General features: G+C 35.0%; 18 protein-coding genes. 12 read left to right on the forward strand and 6 right to left on the reverse strand.

Annotated features, from left to right (window positions below):
* The first annotated feature begins 58 nt into the window (after positions 1 to 58).
* From AA076_RS01460 to AA076_RS01485, 6 genes are all read left to right on the forward strand, one after another.
* Complete coding sequence (locus tag AA076_RS01460; protein WP_000240058.1) at positions 59 to 1,060, forward strand: LLM class flavin-dependent oxidoreductase; 1,002 nt, start codon at positions 59 to 61, stop codon at positions 1,058 to 1,060.
* Positions 1,061 to 1,093: 33 nt separating this feature from the next.
* A complete protein-coding gene (locus tag AA076_RS01465; protein ID WP_000731878.1) occupies positions 1,094 to 1,426 on the forward strand; it encodes a glycine cleavage system H family protein in 333 nt (110 codons plus the stop codon).
* Positions 1,427 to 2,227, forward strand: coding sequence for a protein-ADP-ribose hydrolase (locus tag AA076_RS01470; RefSeq protein ID WP_000449060.1), 801 nt, complete (start codon positions 1,427 to 1,429; stop codon positions 2,225 to 2,227).
* A complete protein-coding gene (locus AA076_RS01475) occupies positions 2,217 to 3,161 on the forward strand; it encodes an SIR2 family NAD-dependent protein deacylase (RefSeq protein ID WP_001191946.1) in 945 nt (314 codons plus the stop codon). The genes AA076_RS01470 and AA076_RS01475 overlap by 11 nt, the downstream gene beginning before the upstream one ends.
* On the forward strand, positions 3,139 to 4,161 hold the full coding sequence (locus AA076_RS01480; RefSeq protein ID WP_000280803.1) for a lipoate--protein ligase: 1,023 nt from the start codon (positions 3,139 to 3,141) through the stop codon (positions 4,159 to 4,161). The genes AA076_RS01475 and AA076_RS01480 overlap by 23 nt, the downstream gene beginning before the upstream one ends.
* 314 nt (positions 4,162 to 4,475) lie before the next feature.
* Positions 4,476 to 5,501 (forward strand): SDR family oxidoreductase, encoded by a 1,026-nt coding sequence (locus tag AA076_RS01485; RefSeq protein WP_001060929.1) that lies wholly within the window; start codon positions 4,476 to 4,478, stop codon positions 5,499 to 5,501.
* Positions 5,502 to 5,593: 92 nt separating this feature from the next.
* Here the strand turns inward: AA076_RS01485 and AA076_RS01490 are convergent, their stop codons facing one another.
* Genes AA076_RS01490 through AA076_RS01505 form a run of 4 tightly spaced genes read right to left on the reverse strand, consistent with a single transcriptional unit; the run spans position 5,594 to position 9,644 of the window.
* Positions 5,594 to 6,940: a PTS ascorbate transporter subunit IIC gene (locus AA076_RS01490; RefSeq protein ID WP_001147970.1), complete on the reverse strand. Its 1,347-nt coding sequence runs from the start codon at positions 6,938 to 6,940 to the stop codon at positions 5,594 to 5,596.
* A gap of 14 nt (positions 6,941 to 6,954) precedes the next feature.
* A complete protein-coding gene (locus AA076_RS01495) occupies positions 6,955 to 7,239 on the reverse strand; it encodes a PTS sugar transporter subunit IIB (RefSeq protein ID WP_000699538.1) in 285 nt (94 codons plus the stop codon).
* A gap of 1 nt (position 7,240) precedes the next feature.
* The gene (locus tag AA076_RS01500) at positions 7,241 to 7,684 is read right to left on the reverse strand and encodes a PTS sugar transporter subunit IIA (RefSeq protein ID WP_000050762.1); all 444 of its coding nucleotides are present in this window, start codon (positions 7,682 to 7,684) and stop codon (positions 7,241 to 7,243) included.
* Positions 7,685 to 7,688: 4 nt separating this feature from the next.
* The gene (locus AA076_RS01505) at positions 7,689 to 9,644 is read right to left on the reverse strand and encodes a BglG family transcription antiterminator (RefSeq protein ID WP_000954261.1); all 1,956 of its coding nucleotides are present in this window, start codon (positions 9,642 to 9,644) and stop codon (positions 7,689 to 7,691) included.
* A gap of 211 nt (positions 9,645 to 9,855) precedes the next feature.
* Between AA076_RS01505 and mepR the strand changes: the two genes are divergently transcribed.
* The 3 genes from mepR to AA076_RS01520 all read left to right on the forward strand — a co-directional run bounded on the left by mepR (position 9,856) and on the right by AA076_RS01520 (position 12,281).
* A complete protein-coding gene (mepR, locus tag AA076_RS01510) occupies positions 9,856 to 10,275 on the forward strand; it encodes a multidrug efflux transporter transcriptional repressor MepR (RefSeq protein WP_000397416.1) in 420 nt (139 codons plus the stop codon).
* A gap of 106 nt (positions 10,276 to 10,381) precedes the next feature.
* Positions 10,382 to 11,737, forward strand: a complete 1,356-nt coding sequence (mepA, locus tag AA076_RS01515) for a multidrug efflux MATE transporter MepA (RefSeq protein WP_000651060.1) — start codon at positions 10,382 to 10,384, stop codon at positions 11,735 to 11,737.
* 103 nt (positions 11,738 to 11,840) lie between these two features.
* Positions 11,841 to 12,281 carry a MepB family protein gene (locus AA076_RS01520; protein ID WP_000335332.1) on the forward strand — a complete coding sequence of 147 codons (441 nt, stop codon included), beginning with the start codon at positions 11,841 to 11,843 and terminating at the stop codon, positions 12,279 to 12,281.
* 82 nt (positions 12,282 to 12,363) lie between these two features.
* Here AA076_RS01520 and glpT read toward each other — a convergent pair whose 3' ends face one another.
* Positions 12,364 to 13,722 carry a glycerol-3-phosphate transporter gene (glpT, locus tag AA076_RS01525; RefSeq protein WP_001010111.1) on the reverse strand — a complete coding sequence of 453 codons (1,359 nt, stop codon included), beginning with the start codon at positions 13,720 to 13,722 and terminating at the stop codon, positions 12,364 to 12,366.
* 307 nt (positions 13,723 to 14,029) lie between these two features.
* On the opposite strand from glpT, the gene AA076_RS01530 reads away from it, so the two are divergent.
* Genes AA076_RS01530 through AA076_RS01540 form a run of 3 tightly spaced genes read left to right on the forward strand, consistent with a single transcriptional unit; the run spans position 14,030 to position 16,611 of the window.
* Positions 14,030 to 14,956 (forward strand): VOC family protein, encoded by a 927-nt coding sequence (locus AA076_RS01530; protein ID WP_001028221.1) that lies wholly within the window; start codon positions 14,030 to 14,032, stop codon positions 14,954 to 14,956.
* 13 nt (positions 14,957 to 14,969) lie between these two features.
* Positions 14,970 to 16,031 (forward strand): LLM class flavin-dependent oxidoreductase, encoded by a 1,062-nt coding sequence (locus AA076_RS01535; RefSeq protein ID WP_001096116.1) that lies wholly within the window; start codon positions 14,970 to 14,972, stop codon positions 16,029 to 16,031.
* Positions 16,032 to 16,044: 13 nt separating this feature from the next.
* Positions 16,045 to 16,611 (forward strand): NADPH-dependent FMN reductase, encoded by a 567-nt coding sequence (locus AA076_RS01540; protein ID WP_001028431.1) that lies wholly within the window; start codon positions 16,045 to 16,047, stop codon positions 16,609 to 16,611.
* A 59-nt stretch (positions 16,612 to 16,670) separates the two neighbouring features.
* Here AA076_RS01540 and AA076_RS01545 read toward each other — a convergent pair whose 3' ends face one another.
* A complete protein-coding gene (locus tag AA076_RS01545; protein WP_000157629.1) occupies positions 16,671 to 17,666 on the reverse strand; it encodes a YeiH family protein in 996 nt (331 codons plus the stop codon).
* Between the last annotated feature and the right edge of the window lie 293 nt (positions 17,667 to 17,959).

Consider the following 17,959-nt stretch of genomic DNA (forward strand, 5'->3'; position numbering starts at 1 on the left):
AAGAACGCTAAAATGTTATGTCGGTTTGACATGACAGGATAAGTTTGGAGATGACGGATTGGTTAAATTAAGCGTATTAGACTATGCCTTAATAGATGAAGGTAAGGATGCACAAAAGGCATTGCAAGATTCAGTGACACTTGCAAAATTAGCAGATCGACTTGGCTTTAAGCGAATTTGGTTTACGGAACATCATAATGTACCAGCGTTTGCGTGTAGTAGTCCAGAACTTTTGATGATGCATACATTGGCGCAGACAAATCACATACGAGTTGGCTCTGGTGGTGTGATGCTGCCGCACTATCGACCTTATAAAATTGCTGAGCATTTTAGAATGATGGCAGCGTTATATCCAAATCGTATTGATTTAGGTATTGGTAATAATCCAGGTACTACTATGGTAAAGCAAGCTTTAGATGGAATAAATCCTACATATGATAGTTACGATGAATCGATTTCGTTATTACGTGATTATCTTACAATAAAGGATAAACCAAGTGCGCATACGTTAGGTGTCCAACCACACATTGATCATTTTCCAGAAATGTGGTTATTAAGTAGTAGCGCAACATCTGCCAAAATAGCTGCCGAACTAGGTATAGGGCTTTCTGTTGGAACATTTTTGCTACCAGATATAAATGCGATACATGCAGCGAAGGATAACATTGATATTTACAAAAAACATTTCCAAGCATCAACGATTAAAATGGACGCAAAGGTGATGGCATCTGTATTTGTCATTGTAGCTGATAACGAAGCGGAAGTAGCAGCATTACAACATGCCTTAGATGTTTGGTTATTAGGTAAATTACAATTTGCAGAATTTGAAGATTTTCCTTCAGTAGACACAGCACAAAAGTATAAGCTTAATGATCGAGACAAAGAGATGATTCAAGCACATCAAGCACGCATCATTGCAGGTACACAAGAAAAGGTTAAAGCACAATTAGATGATTTCATTGCTACGTTTGAAGTTGATGAGGTGTTAGTAGCACCGCTTATTCCAGGTATTGAACAGCGTTGTAAAACATTAAAATTACTCGCGGAAATTTATTTGTAGCATTTTAAATAGAAGAGAAAGGATGAAGATAAGATGAAAAAGTTAGCCAATTATTTATGGGTAGAAAAAGTAGGAGATTTGTATGTGTTTAGTATGACACCTGAATTGCAAGATGATATTGGGACAGTAGGTTATGTTGAATTCGTAAGTCCAGATGAAGTTAAAGTGGATGATGAAATTGTGAGTATCGAAGCATCGAAAACGGTCATTGATGTGCAAACGCCATTGTCAGGAACGATTATTGAGCGAAATACAAAAGCGGAAGAAGAACCGACAATTTTAAACTCTGAAAAACCAGAAGAAAATTGGTTGTTCAAATTGGATGATGTCGATAAAGAAGCATTCCTAGCATTACCGGAGGCTTAAATGGAAACGTTAAAATCAAATAAAGCGAGACTTGAATATTTAATCAATGATATGCATCGAGAGAGAAATGACAATGACGTATTGGTAATGCCATCTTCATTTGAAGATTTGTGGGAATTATATCGAGGCTTAGCAAATGTCAGACCGGCATTACCTGTAAGTGATGAATATTTAGCTGTACAAGATGCTATGTTAAGTGATTTGAATCGTCAACATGTTACGGATTTGAAGGATTTGAAGCCGATAAAAGGTGACAATATCTTTGTTTGGCAAGGTGATATCACGACGTTAAAAATCGATGCTATTGTTAATGCTGCAAATAGTCGTTTTCTAGGATGTATGCAAGCTAATCATGACTGCATTGATAATATTATTCATACAAAAGCGGGTGTTCAAGTTCGACTTGATTGTGCAGAGATCATTCGACAACAAGGGCGCAATGAAGGTGTAGGTAAAGCCAAAATAACACGTGGATATAATTTGCCAGCAAAGTATATAATTCATACGGTTGGTCCGCAAATACGTCGATTGCCTGTTTCAAAGATGAATCAGGACTTGTTAGCTAAATGTTATCTTAGCTGTCTTAAATTGGCTGATCAACATAGTTTAAATCATGTCGCTTTTTGCTGTATATCTACAGGTGTATTTGCTTTTCCTCAAGATGAAGCAGCAGAAATTGCTGTTCGAACAGTAGAAAGCTATCTCAAAGAAACAAATTCAACATTGAAAGTCGTGTTCAATGTATTTACAGATAAGGATTTACAACTGTATAAGGAGGCATTTAACCGTGATGCAGAGTAGTAAGTGGAATGCAATGTCTCTGTTAATGGATGACAAGACAAAGCAGGCTGAAGTATTGCGTACTGCGATTGATGAAGCAGATGCGATAGTGATTGGAATTGGTGCAGGCATGTCTGCATCTGACGGATTTACATATGTAGGAGAGCGTTTTACGGAAAATTTCCCAGATTTTATTGAAAAATATCGCTTCTTTGATATGTTGCAAGCGAGTTTACATCCTTATGGCAGTTGGCAAGAGTATTGGGCATTTGAGAGTCGTTTTATTACATTAAACTATTTAGATCAACCTGTAGGTCAGTCTTACCTCGCTTTAAAATCCTTGGTGGAAGGTAAACAGTACCACATTATAACTACGAATGCAGATAATGCTTTCGATGTAGCTGATTATGATATGACTCATGTATTTCATATACAAGGGGAGTATATACTGCAACAGTGTAGTCAGCATTGTCATGCTCAAACGTATCGCAATGATGATTTAATTCGTAAAATGGTTGTTGCGCAACAAGATATGCTTATACCTTGGGAGATGATTCCAAGATGTCCAAAATGTGATGCCCCAATGGAAGTGAATAAACGTAAAGCGGAAGTTGGGATGGTTGAAGATGCTGAATTTCATGCGCAACTACATCGTTATAATGCTTTTCTAGAGCAACATCAAGATGATAAAGTGTTGTATTTGGAAATTGGAATTGGTTATACTACACCACAATTTGTGAAGCATCCTTTTCAGCGTATGACACGTAAAAATGAAAATGCCCTTTATATGACGATGAATAAAAAGGCATATCGCATTCCGAATTCAATTCAAGAACGTACCATACATTTAACTGAGGATATCTCAACATTGATTACAGCAGCACTCCGGAACGACAGCACAACGAAAAATAACAACATTGGAGAGACAGAAGATGTACTTAATAGAACCGATTAGAAATGGAGAATATATTACTGATGGTGCGATTGCACTCGCTATGCAAGTTTATGTTAACCAGCATATCTTTTTAGATGAAGATATTTTATTCCCTTATTATTGTGATCCAAAAGTGGAAATTGGACGTTTTCAAAATACTGCTATAGAAGTGAATCAAGATTATATAGATAAACACAGTATTCAAGTAGTTCGCCGAGATACTGGTGGTGGCGCTGTGTATGTTGATAAAGGTGCCGTTAATATGTGTTGTATTTTAGAACAAGACACTTCAATTTATGGTGATTTTCAACGATTTTATCAACCAGCTATAAAGGCGTTGCATACATTAGGTGCAACAGATGTGGTACAAAGCGGTAGAAATGATTTAACATTGAATGGTAAAAAAGTGTCAGGCGCCGCAATGACATTAATGAATAATCGTATTTATGGCGGTTATTCGCTATTACTTGATGTTAATTATGAAGCAATGGATAAAGTGTTAAAGCCTAATCGCAAAAAGATTGCATCGAAAGGGATTAAATCTGTGCGCGCACGTGTTGGTCATCTTAGAGAAGCACTGGATGAAAAGTATCGTGATATAACCATTGAAGAATTTAAAAATTTAATGGTGACGCAGATTTTGGGAATCGATGACATTAAAGAGGCGAAACGATATGAATTAACGGATGCAGATTGGGAAGCGATTGATGAATTAGCTGATAAAAAGTATAAAAATTGGGATTGGAATTATGGCAAGTCACCCAAATATGAATACAATCGAAGTGAAAGATTATCTTCAGGTACGGTAGACATAACAATTTCTGTTGAACAAAATCGTATCGCAGATTGTCGTATTTATGGGGATTTCTTTGGACAAGGTGATATAAAAGATGTGGAAGAAGCATTACAAGGAACAAAAATGACAAGAGAAGATTTAACGCATCAGTTAAAGCAATTAGACATCGTTTATTATTTTGGCAATGTTACGGTAGAAGCATTAGTGGATATGATTTTAAGTTAATATTGTTATTTTATGTATGCTGAATCATTGGAAGTGTTTGCTTGCTCTTGAAAAGGTGACAATAGTGTTTGGTGAAGGTTGAACATATGAGTGGAAATTATTGCCTTTAACTATTCAAAGTATGATATATATATGGTTTTTGTTTCTAAATGATTGGGTATTTGAAAATAGATGAGTTTAATATTTTAAGGAATATAATGATGTTTACTTTTATAATTCATATAGAATATTAAGCAATATAAGTCTGTTGATATATACAAAATATAATGACTGCTATAATGAGTAATCAATAGACACAAAGAGGAGATTATGTGATGAATAATAAAGTATTAGTAACCGGTGGTACAGGGTTTGTTGGCATGCGAATTATTTCACGATTATTAGAACAAGGTTATGACGTACAAACGACGATACGTGATTTAAGTAAAGCTGATAAAGTAATTAAAACAATGCAAGACAATGGCATTTCCACAGAGCGATTAATGTTTGTCGAAGCGGATTTATCACAAGATGAACATTGGGATGAAGCAATGAAAGATTGCAAGTATGTCTTGAGTGTAGCATCTCCGGTGTTTTTCGGTAAAACAGACGATGCAGAAGTGATGGCGAAGCCTGCAATTGAAGGTATACAACGTATTTTAAGAGCTGCAGAACATGCGGGTGTTAAACGTGTGGTAATGACTGCAAACTTTGGTGCAGTTGGTTTTAGTAATAAAGATAAAAATTCAATCACAAATGAAAGTCATTGGACAAATGAAGATGAACCAGGCTTATCAGTATATGAAAAATCAAAATTGTTAGCTGAAAAGGCAGCGTGGGATTTTGTTGAGAATGAAAATACAACAGTAGAATTTGCCACAATCAATCCAGTTGCAATTTTTGGGCCATCATTAGATGCACACGTTTCAGGAAGCTTTCATTTATTAGAAAATTTATTGAATGGTTCAATGAAACGTGTACCGCAAATTCCGTTAAATGTTGTTGATGTGAGAGACGTAGCTGAACTGCACATTTTGGCAATGACAAATGAACAAGCTAATGGCAAGCGATTTATTGCGACGGCTGATGGACAAATTAATTTGTTGGAAATTGCAAAATTAATTAAAGAAAAGAGACCTGAAATAGCTCAAAAAGTTTCTACTAAAAAATTACCAGACTTTATTTTGAGTCTAGGTGCTAAATTTAATCATCAAGCTAAAGAAGGTAAACTTTTATTAGATATGAACCGCAATGTAAGTAACGAACGTGCAAAAACATTACTTGGTTGGGAACCGATTGCGACACAAGAAGAAGCAATTTTAGCAGCTGTCGATAGTATGGCTAAGTATCATTTAATATAATACAAAACACCGTCCATAAGTAAGTGGCTTTCCTCTTGATAAAAGGGGCATTCACTCAATATGTGACGGTGTTTTATATTTCTACGTTAACACTATTGCTGTTCTTTTTGACGGCCTTTTAATAAAATTGTTGTCGCACCTACGATAATAATAAATAGAATCGCACCAAATAATCCCATATATTTTACTGCGTTACCGAACACGATACCGACAGCTAAAAAGTCTGTATCTGAGAATGTTGTTGCAGCACCACCTAATTCGCCTAAAAATGGCAAGAATAATAATGGTAAAAACGTGATTAGGATACCATTTAGAGCGGCGCCAGCAATAGCACCTTTAATACCGCCTCTTGCATTACCGAATACAGCAGCCGTTGCACCTAAGAAGAAGTGTGCAACTACGCCAGGTAAAATGACGACGCCACCAAATAAGAATAAGATAAACATACCGATGACACCTGTAATAAAGCTGACAAAGAATCCAATTAATACTGCATTTTGTGCATAAGGGAACACAATAGGGCAGTCTAATGCAGGTTTAGAATTTGGTACAAGCTTTTCAGAAATTCCTTTAAATGCTGGGACGATTTCAGCTAAGATTAAACGAACGCCCGTTAAAATAATAAATACACCAGCAGCAAATGTCACACCTTGAATTAATGAAAAGACAATAAAGTTTTGACCATCACTAATAGATTCGTGTACATAACTAACGCCCGCAAATAAGCATGCGATGAAGTAAAGTAATGCCATCGTAATCGAGATACTAATTGTACTTTCTCGTAAGAAACTTAAGCCTTTTGGAAATTTAATCTCTTCCGTTGATTTAGACTTACCTTTGAATAATTGACCTACAGCACCTGCGGCAAAGTAACTGATTGAGCCAAAATGACCTAAAGCTACTTGGTCATTCCCTGTAATTTTTCGCATCGTAGGTTGGAGTAATGCAGGTAATACTGCCATGATTAATCCTAATACGAGTGCGCCGATAACAATCGTTAGCCAGCCTTTAATATGACTGACTGTTAAAATGATTGCTAAAAACGCAGCCATGTAAAATGTATGATGACCTGTTAAAAAGATATATTTTAAATTAGTGAAGCGGGCAATTAAAATATTAACAATCATGCCACAGACCATGATGAGTGCAGCTGTTGTTCCAAAATCTTTTAAGGCTAGTGAGACGATAGCTTCGTTGTTAGGTACGATACCTTGCACACCAAATGCGTGTTGGAATATTTTGCCGAATGGTTCAAGAGATCGAACGACGACATCAGCACCTGCACTTAAAATTAAGAAGCCTAATATCGTTTTAATGGTTCCTGAAGTGATCGTTGCGGCAGGTTTTTTCTGAACGATTAAACCTATAAAGGCAATCAGTGCAACAAGAATGGCTGGTTGACTTAAAATATCGACTATAAAATTAAGGATTGCTTGCATAGGTCGTACCTCCTTTAAATCATGTTAAGTTGTTGTAATTTTTCTGAGAGCTTTTGTTGTAATTCAGCTTTATCTAAAATATTATCAAGAACTAAGACATCCCCTAGACGTTCGGCATTTTCAGCTAAATCTCTACCACAAATAAACAAGTCAGCCATCTCTGGACTTGCTGTCATAATGTCACTATGTTCAACTTCGATATCAGATGGTGCATTAAGTTGCCTAAGTGCTTCTTGTGCGTTCATTTCTACCATAAAACTACTTCCTAAACCGTGGCCACATACTACTAAAATTTTCATATTAATCATGCTCCTTTAAAATGTTTTTAATGTCTTGTGCATTTGTTGCAGTTAATAGTTGCTGGACTGTTTGGTTATCGCCCAGTACGGTTGCTAAATTTTGTAATACAGATAAGTGTGAATGATTGTCGATGGCACTCAATACAAAAATGAGAGATGCGTAGTGATCTTCATCACAAAATGCCACATGTTGATTCAACTTTAATAGACTTAAACCAACTTGATGTACGTCATTGTTCGGTCTTGCATGTGCAATTGCAATTTCAGGTGCGATAACGATATAAGGTCCAAGTTCATTAACGCTATCAATCATTGCTTGAACATAGCCTTGTTCAATAATTTGTTCTTGTAGTAATGGCTGAGAAGCTATAGTTATAGCTTCAGTCCAATCATTTACTTGTTCTTTTACAATGATGCGTGTTGTTGACAAAATGTCTAATGACACGTTATTAAGCCTCCTTTGTCATAGTTAAAGCAATGTGTTGTTTAATTTTAAAAATATTCCCATCTAAGAAATCTTGTCGATATAAGTCGTTGCTTAAGCATTCGCTTAACTGTCCCAATGCCTTTAAATGTGCATTGGGGTGGTCCGTTGCTAATGTAATTACAAGGTGAACGGGATCGTTAGCTTTACTACCAAAGATAATCCCTTCAGTGAAATATGTTAGTGCGAAACCTACACCATTCTGTACATAATCAGTACCAGCGTGAATAAGTGCAATATGTGGACTAATGACCATATATGACCCGAATTGTTCAAATTGTTTTAAAATTGCAGCTGTATAATTTGAATAGACAATGCCATCATTGATTAAAGGTTGCACAGCCACTGCAATTGCGGATTCAATTGATAATGGTTGTTTATTTATAATGATGCGATGTTCAGGCAATAAATCTGCGAGTGACTTGCCATCAGTTGCCATTTTCATGACTCGTTGTTCTCTTGAGTCATTGATAATTTGATTCAATTTTTGACGAGATTGTTGATTGATAAATGGATCGACATGAATAACTGGTACAGCTGATATTTCACAAGGTACTGTTGAAATGACATAATCAATGTTATCTTGCAATAATCGACTTTCTTCCAATTGATAAATGGAATAGGCATCCCAAATGTGAAACTCAGGATACAGGTGATTTAGTTTTGATTTTAAAAGTTGTGACGTGCCTATACCAGAACCACATAGTAAGACAACCTTAATCATTGATTGTTTATGTGTTGCAACACGCTCTATACTTGATGCGAAGTGAATTGTAATGTATGTTAATTCATCTTCGTTGAAGCGAATAGCAGCATCTTGTTCAATTGGACTAATATGCTTGCTAACGGCTTCAATGATTTGAGGATAGCGACGCATAACTTCTTGCCTCAAAGGATTAGGTTGTAGCATATCGTATTTAATACGATGTATAGCTGGTTTGATATGTGTGATCAGACTGGTATGTAACTTGTTGTCTTTTGACATATCAATGCCTAATTCTTGGCTAACACAAGTGATCAATTCATGTATATTTTGCGATAAATCATGGTATTCAAAGGTAATTGAAGATGCTGTATGTTCAGTCATTTTAGAGCCTAGTAAATGTAACGTGATAAAGATAATTTCAGACTCTGGAAATGTGACATTACAACTGCGTTCTAAGTTTTCTATCATTTTTGAAGCAATAGCATACTGATTAGTATGTCGCCATTTATCAATTTCATTGATAGGTATATCGAACGAAAAATTTTCATTTAAACGCTGAATGGCAATGAGTATATGATAGATTAAGCCATCGATAGCCGACTGAACTAAATGATAATTTTCACTATTTAATGTCTTAATAATGGCACGGCGAACCAATGCGATTGATTCTGAATTAAAGATATCCGCCTCTATAAAAGGTGCAGCTTGTTTCATATATTGATGTATAAAGTGTGCATACGCTTTACGATAATGATCTTCCTCACCAATAATATTGAATCCTTTATTGTGGACATAATTTAACTTTAAATGGTATTGATCTAGTTGGGCTTGAATCATTTTAATATCATCTGCAATTGTCCGACGCGAAACATTAACATCTTGCGCAAGTTGCTTTGTTGAAACAGGATCGGTTGTTTCGAATAACTTTAAAGCGATATGTGTGAGTCGTTCATCTTTTGAAAAATGAATTTGATTTGTTAGATTGTGCTCTAATTCATTTAATAGTGTCGCGTGAGCTGTTGTTACTTTGATGCCTGCAGCTTTATTACGGCTGACTTGGTAATGATAAGTTTCAGCATATTGCTCAATATATGCTATATCATATTGAATGGTACGAGGTGATACACCAAGTTGATTAGCAATGGTATTGATTGGAATAAACGTTTGCTCATGAATTAAAAGATACAAAATTTCGATTTGTCTATAACTTAACAACGTAATATCCTCCTATTTGTAATTGTAAGCGATTTCTTAAAAACGTAGATATGCAATCTCTTTCATATTTTAATCCGAAAAATTGCATATCAAAATGTTTATGGCGCAAGATTTTATAGGAACTTTTAAAATAAATTAGATATTCATGTTGACAATTTAAAAATGTCGCAGTATATTTAGTTAGACATCTAACGAAATGGTGGTGCAATAAATGGAATTCACTTATTCGTATTTATTTAGAATGATTAGTCATGAGATGAAACAAAAGGCTGATCAAAAGTTAGAGCAATTTGATATTACAAATGAGCAAGGTCATACGTTAGGTTATCTTTATGCACATCAACAAGATGGACTGACACAAAATGATATTGCTAAAGCATTACAACGAACAGGTCCAACTGTCAGTAATTTATTAAGGAACCTTGAACGTAAAAAGCTGATCTATCGCTATGTCGATGCACAAGATACGAGAAGAAAGAATATAGGGCTGACTACCTCTGGGATTAAACTCGTAGAAGCATTCACTTCGATATTTGATGAAATGGAACAAACACTCGTATCGCAGTTATCTGAAGAAGAAAATGAACAAATGAAAGCAAACTTAACTAAAATGTTATCTAGTTTACAATAAATGATAAGTGTGACTGGTAGAAATCAGTCACTTTGTCTTTAATATTATAGTTAGATATCTAATTGTTAGTAAGCTAATTATTGGAAAAGACAAGGAGTATTGAACAATGAAAGACGAACAATTATATTATTTTGAGAAATCGCCAGTATTTAAAGCGATGATGCATTTCTCATTGCCAATGATGATAGGGACTTTATTAAGCGTTATTTATGGCATATTAAATATTTACTTTATAGGATTTTTAGAAGATAGCCACATGATTTCTGCTATCTCTCTAACACTGCCAGTATTTGCTATCTTAATGGGGTTAGGTAATTTATTTGGCGTTGGTGCAGGAACTTATATTTCACGTTTATTAGGTGCGAAAGACTATAGTAAGAGTAAATTTGTAAGTAGTTTCTCTATTTATGGTGGTATTGCACTAGGACTTATCGTGATTTTAGTTACTTTACCATTCAGTGATCAAATCGCAGCAATTTTAGGGGCGAGAGGTGAAACGTTAGCTTTAACAAGTAATTATTTGAAAGTAATGTTTTTAAGTGCACCTTTTGTAATTTTGTTCTTCATATTAGAACAATTTGCACGTGCAATTGGGGCACCAATGGTTTCTATGATTGGTATGTTAGCTAGTGTAGGCTTAAATATTATTTTAGATCCAATTTTAATTTTTGGTTTTGATTTAAACGTTGTTGGTGCAGCTTTGGGTACTGCAATCAGTAATGTTGCTGCTGCTCTGTTCTTTATCATTTATTTTATGAAAAATAGTGACGTTGTGTCAGTTAATATTAAACTTGCGAAACCTAATAAAGAAATGCTTTCTGAAATCTTTAAAATCGGTATTCCTGCATTTTTAATGAGTATCTTAATGGGATTCACAGGATTAGTTTTAAATTTATTTTTAGCACATTATGGAAACTTCGCGATTGCAAGTTATGGTATCTCATTTAGACTTGTGCAATTTCCAGAACTTATTATCATGGGATTATGTGAAGGTGTTGTACCACTAATTGCATATAACTTTATGGCAAATAAAGGCCGTATGAAAGACGTTATCAAAGCAGTTATCATGTCTATCGGCGTTATCTTTGTTGTATGTATGAGTGCTGTATTTACAATTGGACATCATATGGTCGGACTATTTACTACTGATCAAGCCATTGTTGAGATGGCGACATTTATTTTGAAAGTAACAATGGCATCATTATTATTAAATGGTATAGGTTTCTTGTTTACTGGTATGCTTCAAGCGACTGGGCAAGGTCGTGGTGCTACAATTATGGCCATTTTACAAGGTGCAATTATCATTCCAGTATTATTTATTATGAATGCTTTGTTTGGACTAACAGGTGTCATTTGGTCATTATTAATTGCTGAGTCACTTTGTGCTTTAGCAGCAATGTTAATCGTCTATTTATTACGTGATCGTTTGACAGTTGATACATCTGAATTAATAGAAGGTTAAATATTTCGTCCACTTCTGGCTGAGTATATTTCGGTCGGAAGTGTATTTTTCGAAAAAAATAAATATATGATACGATTATGAAAAAATAAAGTGAGATTGGCATATGTGTAAATCTAAAATACTGTTGAAAAATATTTTTAGTGAAGAATCAGAAGTTAAAGATTTAACTGAAGAAAAATATAATCAAGATTACGAAGCATTAACATTTAGCTTTAAAGAGGAAACATATCAAAGTAGGTTAGCTAAGAAAACACCGACTAAATCGGGATATTTCGTGACATGTTGGACAAAAGACGAAGATAATTATAATCGGCCATACAAAATTGAAGAGTTTGCTGATTACCTGATTGTTGCTGTTATCGATGATGAATTAAATGGCTACTTTCTATTTCCTAGGGAATTATTGGTAGAAAAAGGTATCTTAGCTTCATCTAAGTATCAAGGGAAAATGGCTTTTAGAGTTTATCCTAAGTGGTGTAATCAATTGAATAAAACAGCAGGGCAAACACAAAAGTGGCAATGTAAATATTTTTTTGAATACTAATAAAAAGTCATATGGTTGAACTTATAAGAGATGAATATATCATCTTTCGATAAGATAACCATATGACTTTATTTTTTATCATTTAATGATGAACGGTTTCTTGTCCTACTTTATTCCAAGTGAGGATAAAGCTCAACATTGCAAACACACTAATTGCTGTTAATAAAATAAAACCGACATCCCATCCGAATTTATCAACTACAGCACCTAAGACGATGTTGGCCATTACAGCACCAAACAGATAACCAAATAATCCTGTTAATCCAGCTGCTGTGCCAGCTGCTTTTTTAGGTACATAATCTAATGCTTGTAAACCAATTAACATAACTGGTCCATATATTAAGAAACCAATGGCAATTAATGAGACATTGTCTAACCAAGCATTGCCTGGAGGATTTAACCAATAAATTAATACAAATACTGTGACACCTAACATAAAGAAGAAACCTGCAGGTCCACGACGACCTTTGAATAATTTATCAGAAATGTAACCACATAATAATGTACCAGGAATTCCAGCCCATTCGTATAAGAAGTATGCCCAACCTGATGCTTTTAAGTCGAAATGTTTTTCTTCACTTAAGTAGACTGGCGCCCAATCAAGTACACCATAACGCACGAAATAAACAAATATATTTGCAAAGGCAATTGCCCATACCCATTTATTGTTCAGTACATATTTAAATAAAATTTCTTTTGTAGTTAATTCTGTTTCTAATGTTTTCTTATCGCTTGTAGCAAAGTCATTTTTATAAATTTCGATTGGAGGTAAACCTTGAGATTGAGGTGTGTCTCTAATCAATACGTATGAAATTGCGGCAATGATAAGTGCTAAGAGTGCAGGGTAAATGAATACACCTTCGAAACCTTTTAAATAACCAAAGTTGATAAATGCAGTTGTTGTAATACCCCAAGCAGCAATAGGTGCCATAATACCTCCACCAACATTATGCGCAACGTTCCAAAGGGCAGTCTTACTTCCGCGTTCACTTACACTAAACCAGTGAACGAGAACACGGCCTGAAGGTGGCCAGCCCATACCTTGAAACCATCCATTTAAGAATAATAGGACAAACATAATACCGATACCTGATGTAAAGAACGGTACAAATCCCATTAACAAATTGACGATAGCAGTGAGTGCTAATCCAAGAACTAAGAATATCCGAGCATTGCTCCGATCACTTACAGTACCCATAAAGAACTTACTAAATCCATATGCGATGGAAACAGCAGAAAGTGCAAAACCTAGTTCCGCTTTTGTAAAACCTTGCTCTTGCAATGCCGGCATCGCTAACGAAAAGTTTTTACGTAATAAATAGTACCCAGCGTAACCGATGAAAATACCAAGAAATACTTGGAGACGTAATCGTTTATAGGTATCATCTATCTGATTTTCTGGCAAAGGCTTAATATGCTTTGCAGGTTTAAGAAAATTCATAAAATCCTCCTTAATATGTATTTATATGCATTTTGTGCGATAAACTTATATTAGACATGTATGAAAGCGTTGTCAATATGCTTTTGTGAAATCTTGCATATTTAGTTATTGAAGTATTTTATAAACATTTAGAAAAAATAAATTGCTACACATAAATTTATAATTATGCAATTATTATGTCGTTATACATACTAGCTGTGTATCTACGAATGAGTACAAACATATTTTTATTTGCAAGGGGTAAATGGCATATAACTATCTTTTTTATGTAAGCTGGTATAAAATTTATACTAATAGGAGGGATAGTATGAATATAGTAGGGCATCATCACATATCCATGTATACAAAAGATGCAAAACGTAATAAGGATTTTTACACAAATGTCCTTGGATTACGATTAGTTGAAAAGTCGGTTAATCAAGACAATCCTTCAATGTATCATTTGTTTTATGGGGACGAAGTAGGTACAGCCGGAACAATTTTAAGCTTTTTTGAAATTCCCAATGCGGGTCATAAGCAGCCAGGTACTGAAACGATTTATCGATTTTCATTATTAGTACCAAATCAAGCGGCACTTCATTATTTTGAAAAACGTCTTGAGAATAATGGTATTAAGTCTGAACGTTTGTACTATCTTGGACAAGAAGGTGTTGTCTTTAAAGATGAAGACGACTTAGAAATCATATTGCTTGTTAATGATAGTTTTGAAGTACCACATCAATGGCAACATAACGCTTATAGTGAAATACCTCAAGCATATCAAATTTTAGGAATAGGGCCAGTCGAATTAAGAGTTAGAAATGCAGCGCGTACGGTAGAATTTTTGGAAAATGTCTTAGGTTATCGCAAAAGAGATAATAAATCATTCGATGTGCTGACATTAGCACCACAAGGTTTATATTCGGATTTTGTAGTTATTGAGCAACAGGGACAACGTGAAAGACCTGGACGAGGTTATATCCATCATATTGCAGTTAATACACCACAAATGAGTGACTTAGATGCAATTTACAAGAAATTACAACAACAACCACAAAGTAATTCAGGTATAATTGATCGCTATTTCTTTAAATCATTATACTATCGCCATAATTCAATTATGTATGAATTTGCGACTGAAGCGCCTGGATTTACTATTGATACACCTGTTGAACAATTAGGAAGTCAATTGAACTTGCCTGACTTTTTAGAAGCAGAACGTGAACAAATTGAAAGTAAGTTACACGAAATATAAAGGAGAATGTTTAATGGCCAAATTAGAAATGAATAAAAATACGCCTCTTGAGTTTGGTTTGTATTCCTTAGGTGATCATTTATTGAATCCATTGAAAGGTGAAAAAGTTAGTTATGAGCAACGTATTAATGAAATTATTGAAGCAAGTAAATTAGCAGATGAAGCAGGTATTGATGTTTTTGCAGTTGGTGAAAGTCATCAGGAGCATTTTACAACACAGGCACATACGGTTGTGTTAGGTGCAATTGCCCAAGCGACAAAGCATATTAAAGTTTCAAGTTCTTCAACGATTATTAGTGCAACAGATCCTGTAAGAGTATTTGAAGACTTCGCGACATTAGATTTGATTTCTCATGGTAGAGCCGAAATTGTAGCTGGCAGAGCATCAAGAACAGGTATTTTTGACTTGTTTGGCTATGATTTAAAAGACTATGATGAATTGTTTGAAGAAAAATTAGGTTTACTTTTAGAGTTAAATAAAACTGAGCGTATTACTTGGTCTGGAAAATATCGTCCAGAACTTAGAAATATGAAAATATTCCCAAGACCAATCGATAATATATTGCCAATATGGCGTGCTGTTGGTGGTCCACCTGCAAGTGCTATTAAAGCGGGAAAACAAGGTGTGCCAATGATGATTACAACCCTTGGTGGCCCAGCAATGAACTTTAAAGGTTCTATAGATGCTTATCGTCAAGCGGCAACTGAAGCAGGTTTCGATGCTTCGCCTAAGTCTTTACCAGTAAGTACAGCGAGTCTGTTTTATACAGCTGAAACAACTCAGGATGCTATGAGAGAATTTTATCCACATTTGAATACAGGGATGTCATTTATTCGTGGTGTTGGTTATCCGAAACAGCAATTTGCTAATTCGTCAGATTATCGAGAAGCGCTAATGGTTGGAAGCCCGCAACAAATTATTGAAAAGATATTGTATCAACACGAGTTGTATGGTCATCAACGTTTTATGGCACAGCTTGATTTTGGCGGTGTGCCATTTGAAAATGTTATGAAGAATATTGAGTTAATTGGCAACGACATTATACCGGCGATTAAAAAGCATTTATCAAAATAGGAGGGGCGTCATCATGAATATTGTATTATTGTCAGGTTCCACAGTAGGTTCTAAAACGAGAATTGCTATGGATGATTTAAAAAATGAACTAGAAGTCATCAATGAGGGACATCAAATAGAGTTGATGGATTTACGAGAACTTGAATTAGAATTTAGCGTTGGAAAGAATTATCTAGATACTACAGGAGATGTATATAAATTAACGACGTCGTTAATGCAGGCTGATGTGATTTTTATTGGTTTTCCAATTTTTCAAGCTTCCATCCCTGGTGCTTTGAAAAATGTGTTTGATCTACTTCCAGTCAATGCGTTTCGTGACAAGGTAATAGGACTTGTAGCGACAGCAGGTTCTAGTAAACATTATTTAATTCCTGAAATGCATTTAAAACCAATATTGAGTTACATGAAAGCACATACGATGCAAACGTATGTATTTATTGAAGAGAAAGATTTTTCAAATCAACAAATTGTCAATGATGATGTTGTATTTCGGTTAAAAGCGTTGGCACAATCCACAATGCGAACTGCCAAAGTACAACAACAAGTGTTTGAAGAAGAAAACAACCAATACGACTTTTAAAGTATAAAAATAAGACGCTCGGCACACTAAATTTGTAAGTGTTTGAGCGTCTTTTCATATTAACTATATAGCCAATGAACGACGATAAAGGCAAGTGATGACAAGCATATTGAGGTAATAATGATTGTCATAAGCGGTTTAAGTGCGCGATTTTTAAGATCTTTAAATGCAACATTTAACCCTAAAGCAACCATGGCCATTAATAAGCAAATTGTTGATACAGTATTTAAAATATTTAGCAATGCTGACGGAATAGTTACATATGTATTCACTAAGGCCATAATGACAAATCCAATTAAAAAGTATGGAATGCTTATTCGACCCTTGCTAGATGATTCTGATGAACGGAAACGCATAATTAAAATAAGTACGATGGTTAATGGAATCAGTAAGAATACTCTACCAAGTTTACCAAGAAGTGCAATTTTAAGTGCATCACTACCACCAAAGCCACCAGCTAAGACAACGTGTGCAATTTCATGAAGACTAACACCAGACCAAGCGCCATAAACATTTGTCGTCATTGAAAAGATAGCGTAGATAGCTGTATATATAAGTGAAAATATCGTACCAATCAATGCGATGATACCGATACTAATAGCTGTATCCTTTTCACGTGATTTGAATATTGGAGCGACTGCGGCAATAGCAGCAGCACCACAAACGCCTGTGCCGACACCTAGTAATAATGCGATGTTTTTGTCACCATGCAACAGTTTGTTGACAAAGAGCATCATTACAATACTGAAAATAACGACACCTACATCGATGGCTAATAGTTTACTACCTTGACCGATAATATCGAATATATTGAGTTTAAGTCCATATAGGATGATTGCAAATCTTAATAAATATTTAGATGAAAACGTAATACCTGAGCTATATTGTTCAGGATATCCTCTAAAGTGACGATATAGAATAGCGATTAATATCGCGATAGTTAATGCGCCAACCTTATCTAGGATTGGCAATTTAGCTGCTAAAAAGCTAAATAATGCGACTATAAATGTTAGTGATAGCCCAATCATAAAATGCTTATTTTTCAATGATGCCATGAGCAGTGCCTCCTTTAATAGCATTTTAGCACTGTTTTGTCGTATTTTTAAATATAAATTTGGAATGAATAATAAAGTAGTGATTAAATTAAGTTGTGTGATAGGAAACTTGGACATCAATCAAAGTAATAGGCACTACAACGCTTATTGGCGGGGCCCCAACAAAGAAGCTGACGAAAAGTCAGCTTACAATAATGTGCAAGTTGGGGATGGGCCCCAACATAGAGAAATTGGGTCCGTAATTTCTACAGACAATGCAAGTTGGCGGGGCCCCAACATAGAGAATTTCGAAA

The organism is Staphylococcus aureus (assembly GCF_001027105.1).
Lineage (GTDB): Bacteria > Bacillota > Bacilli > Staphylococcales > Staphylococcaceae > Staphylococcus > Staphylococcus aureus.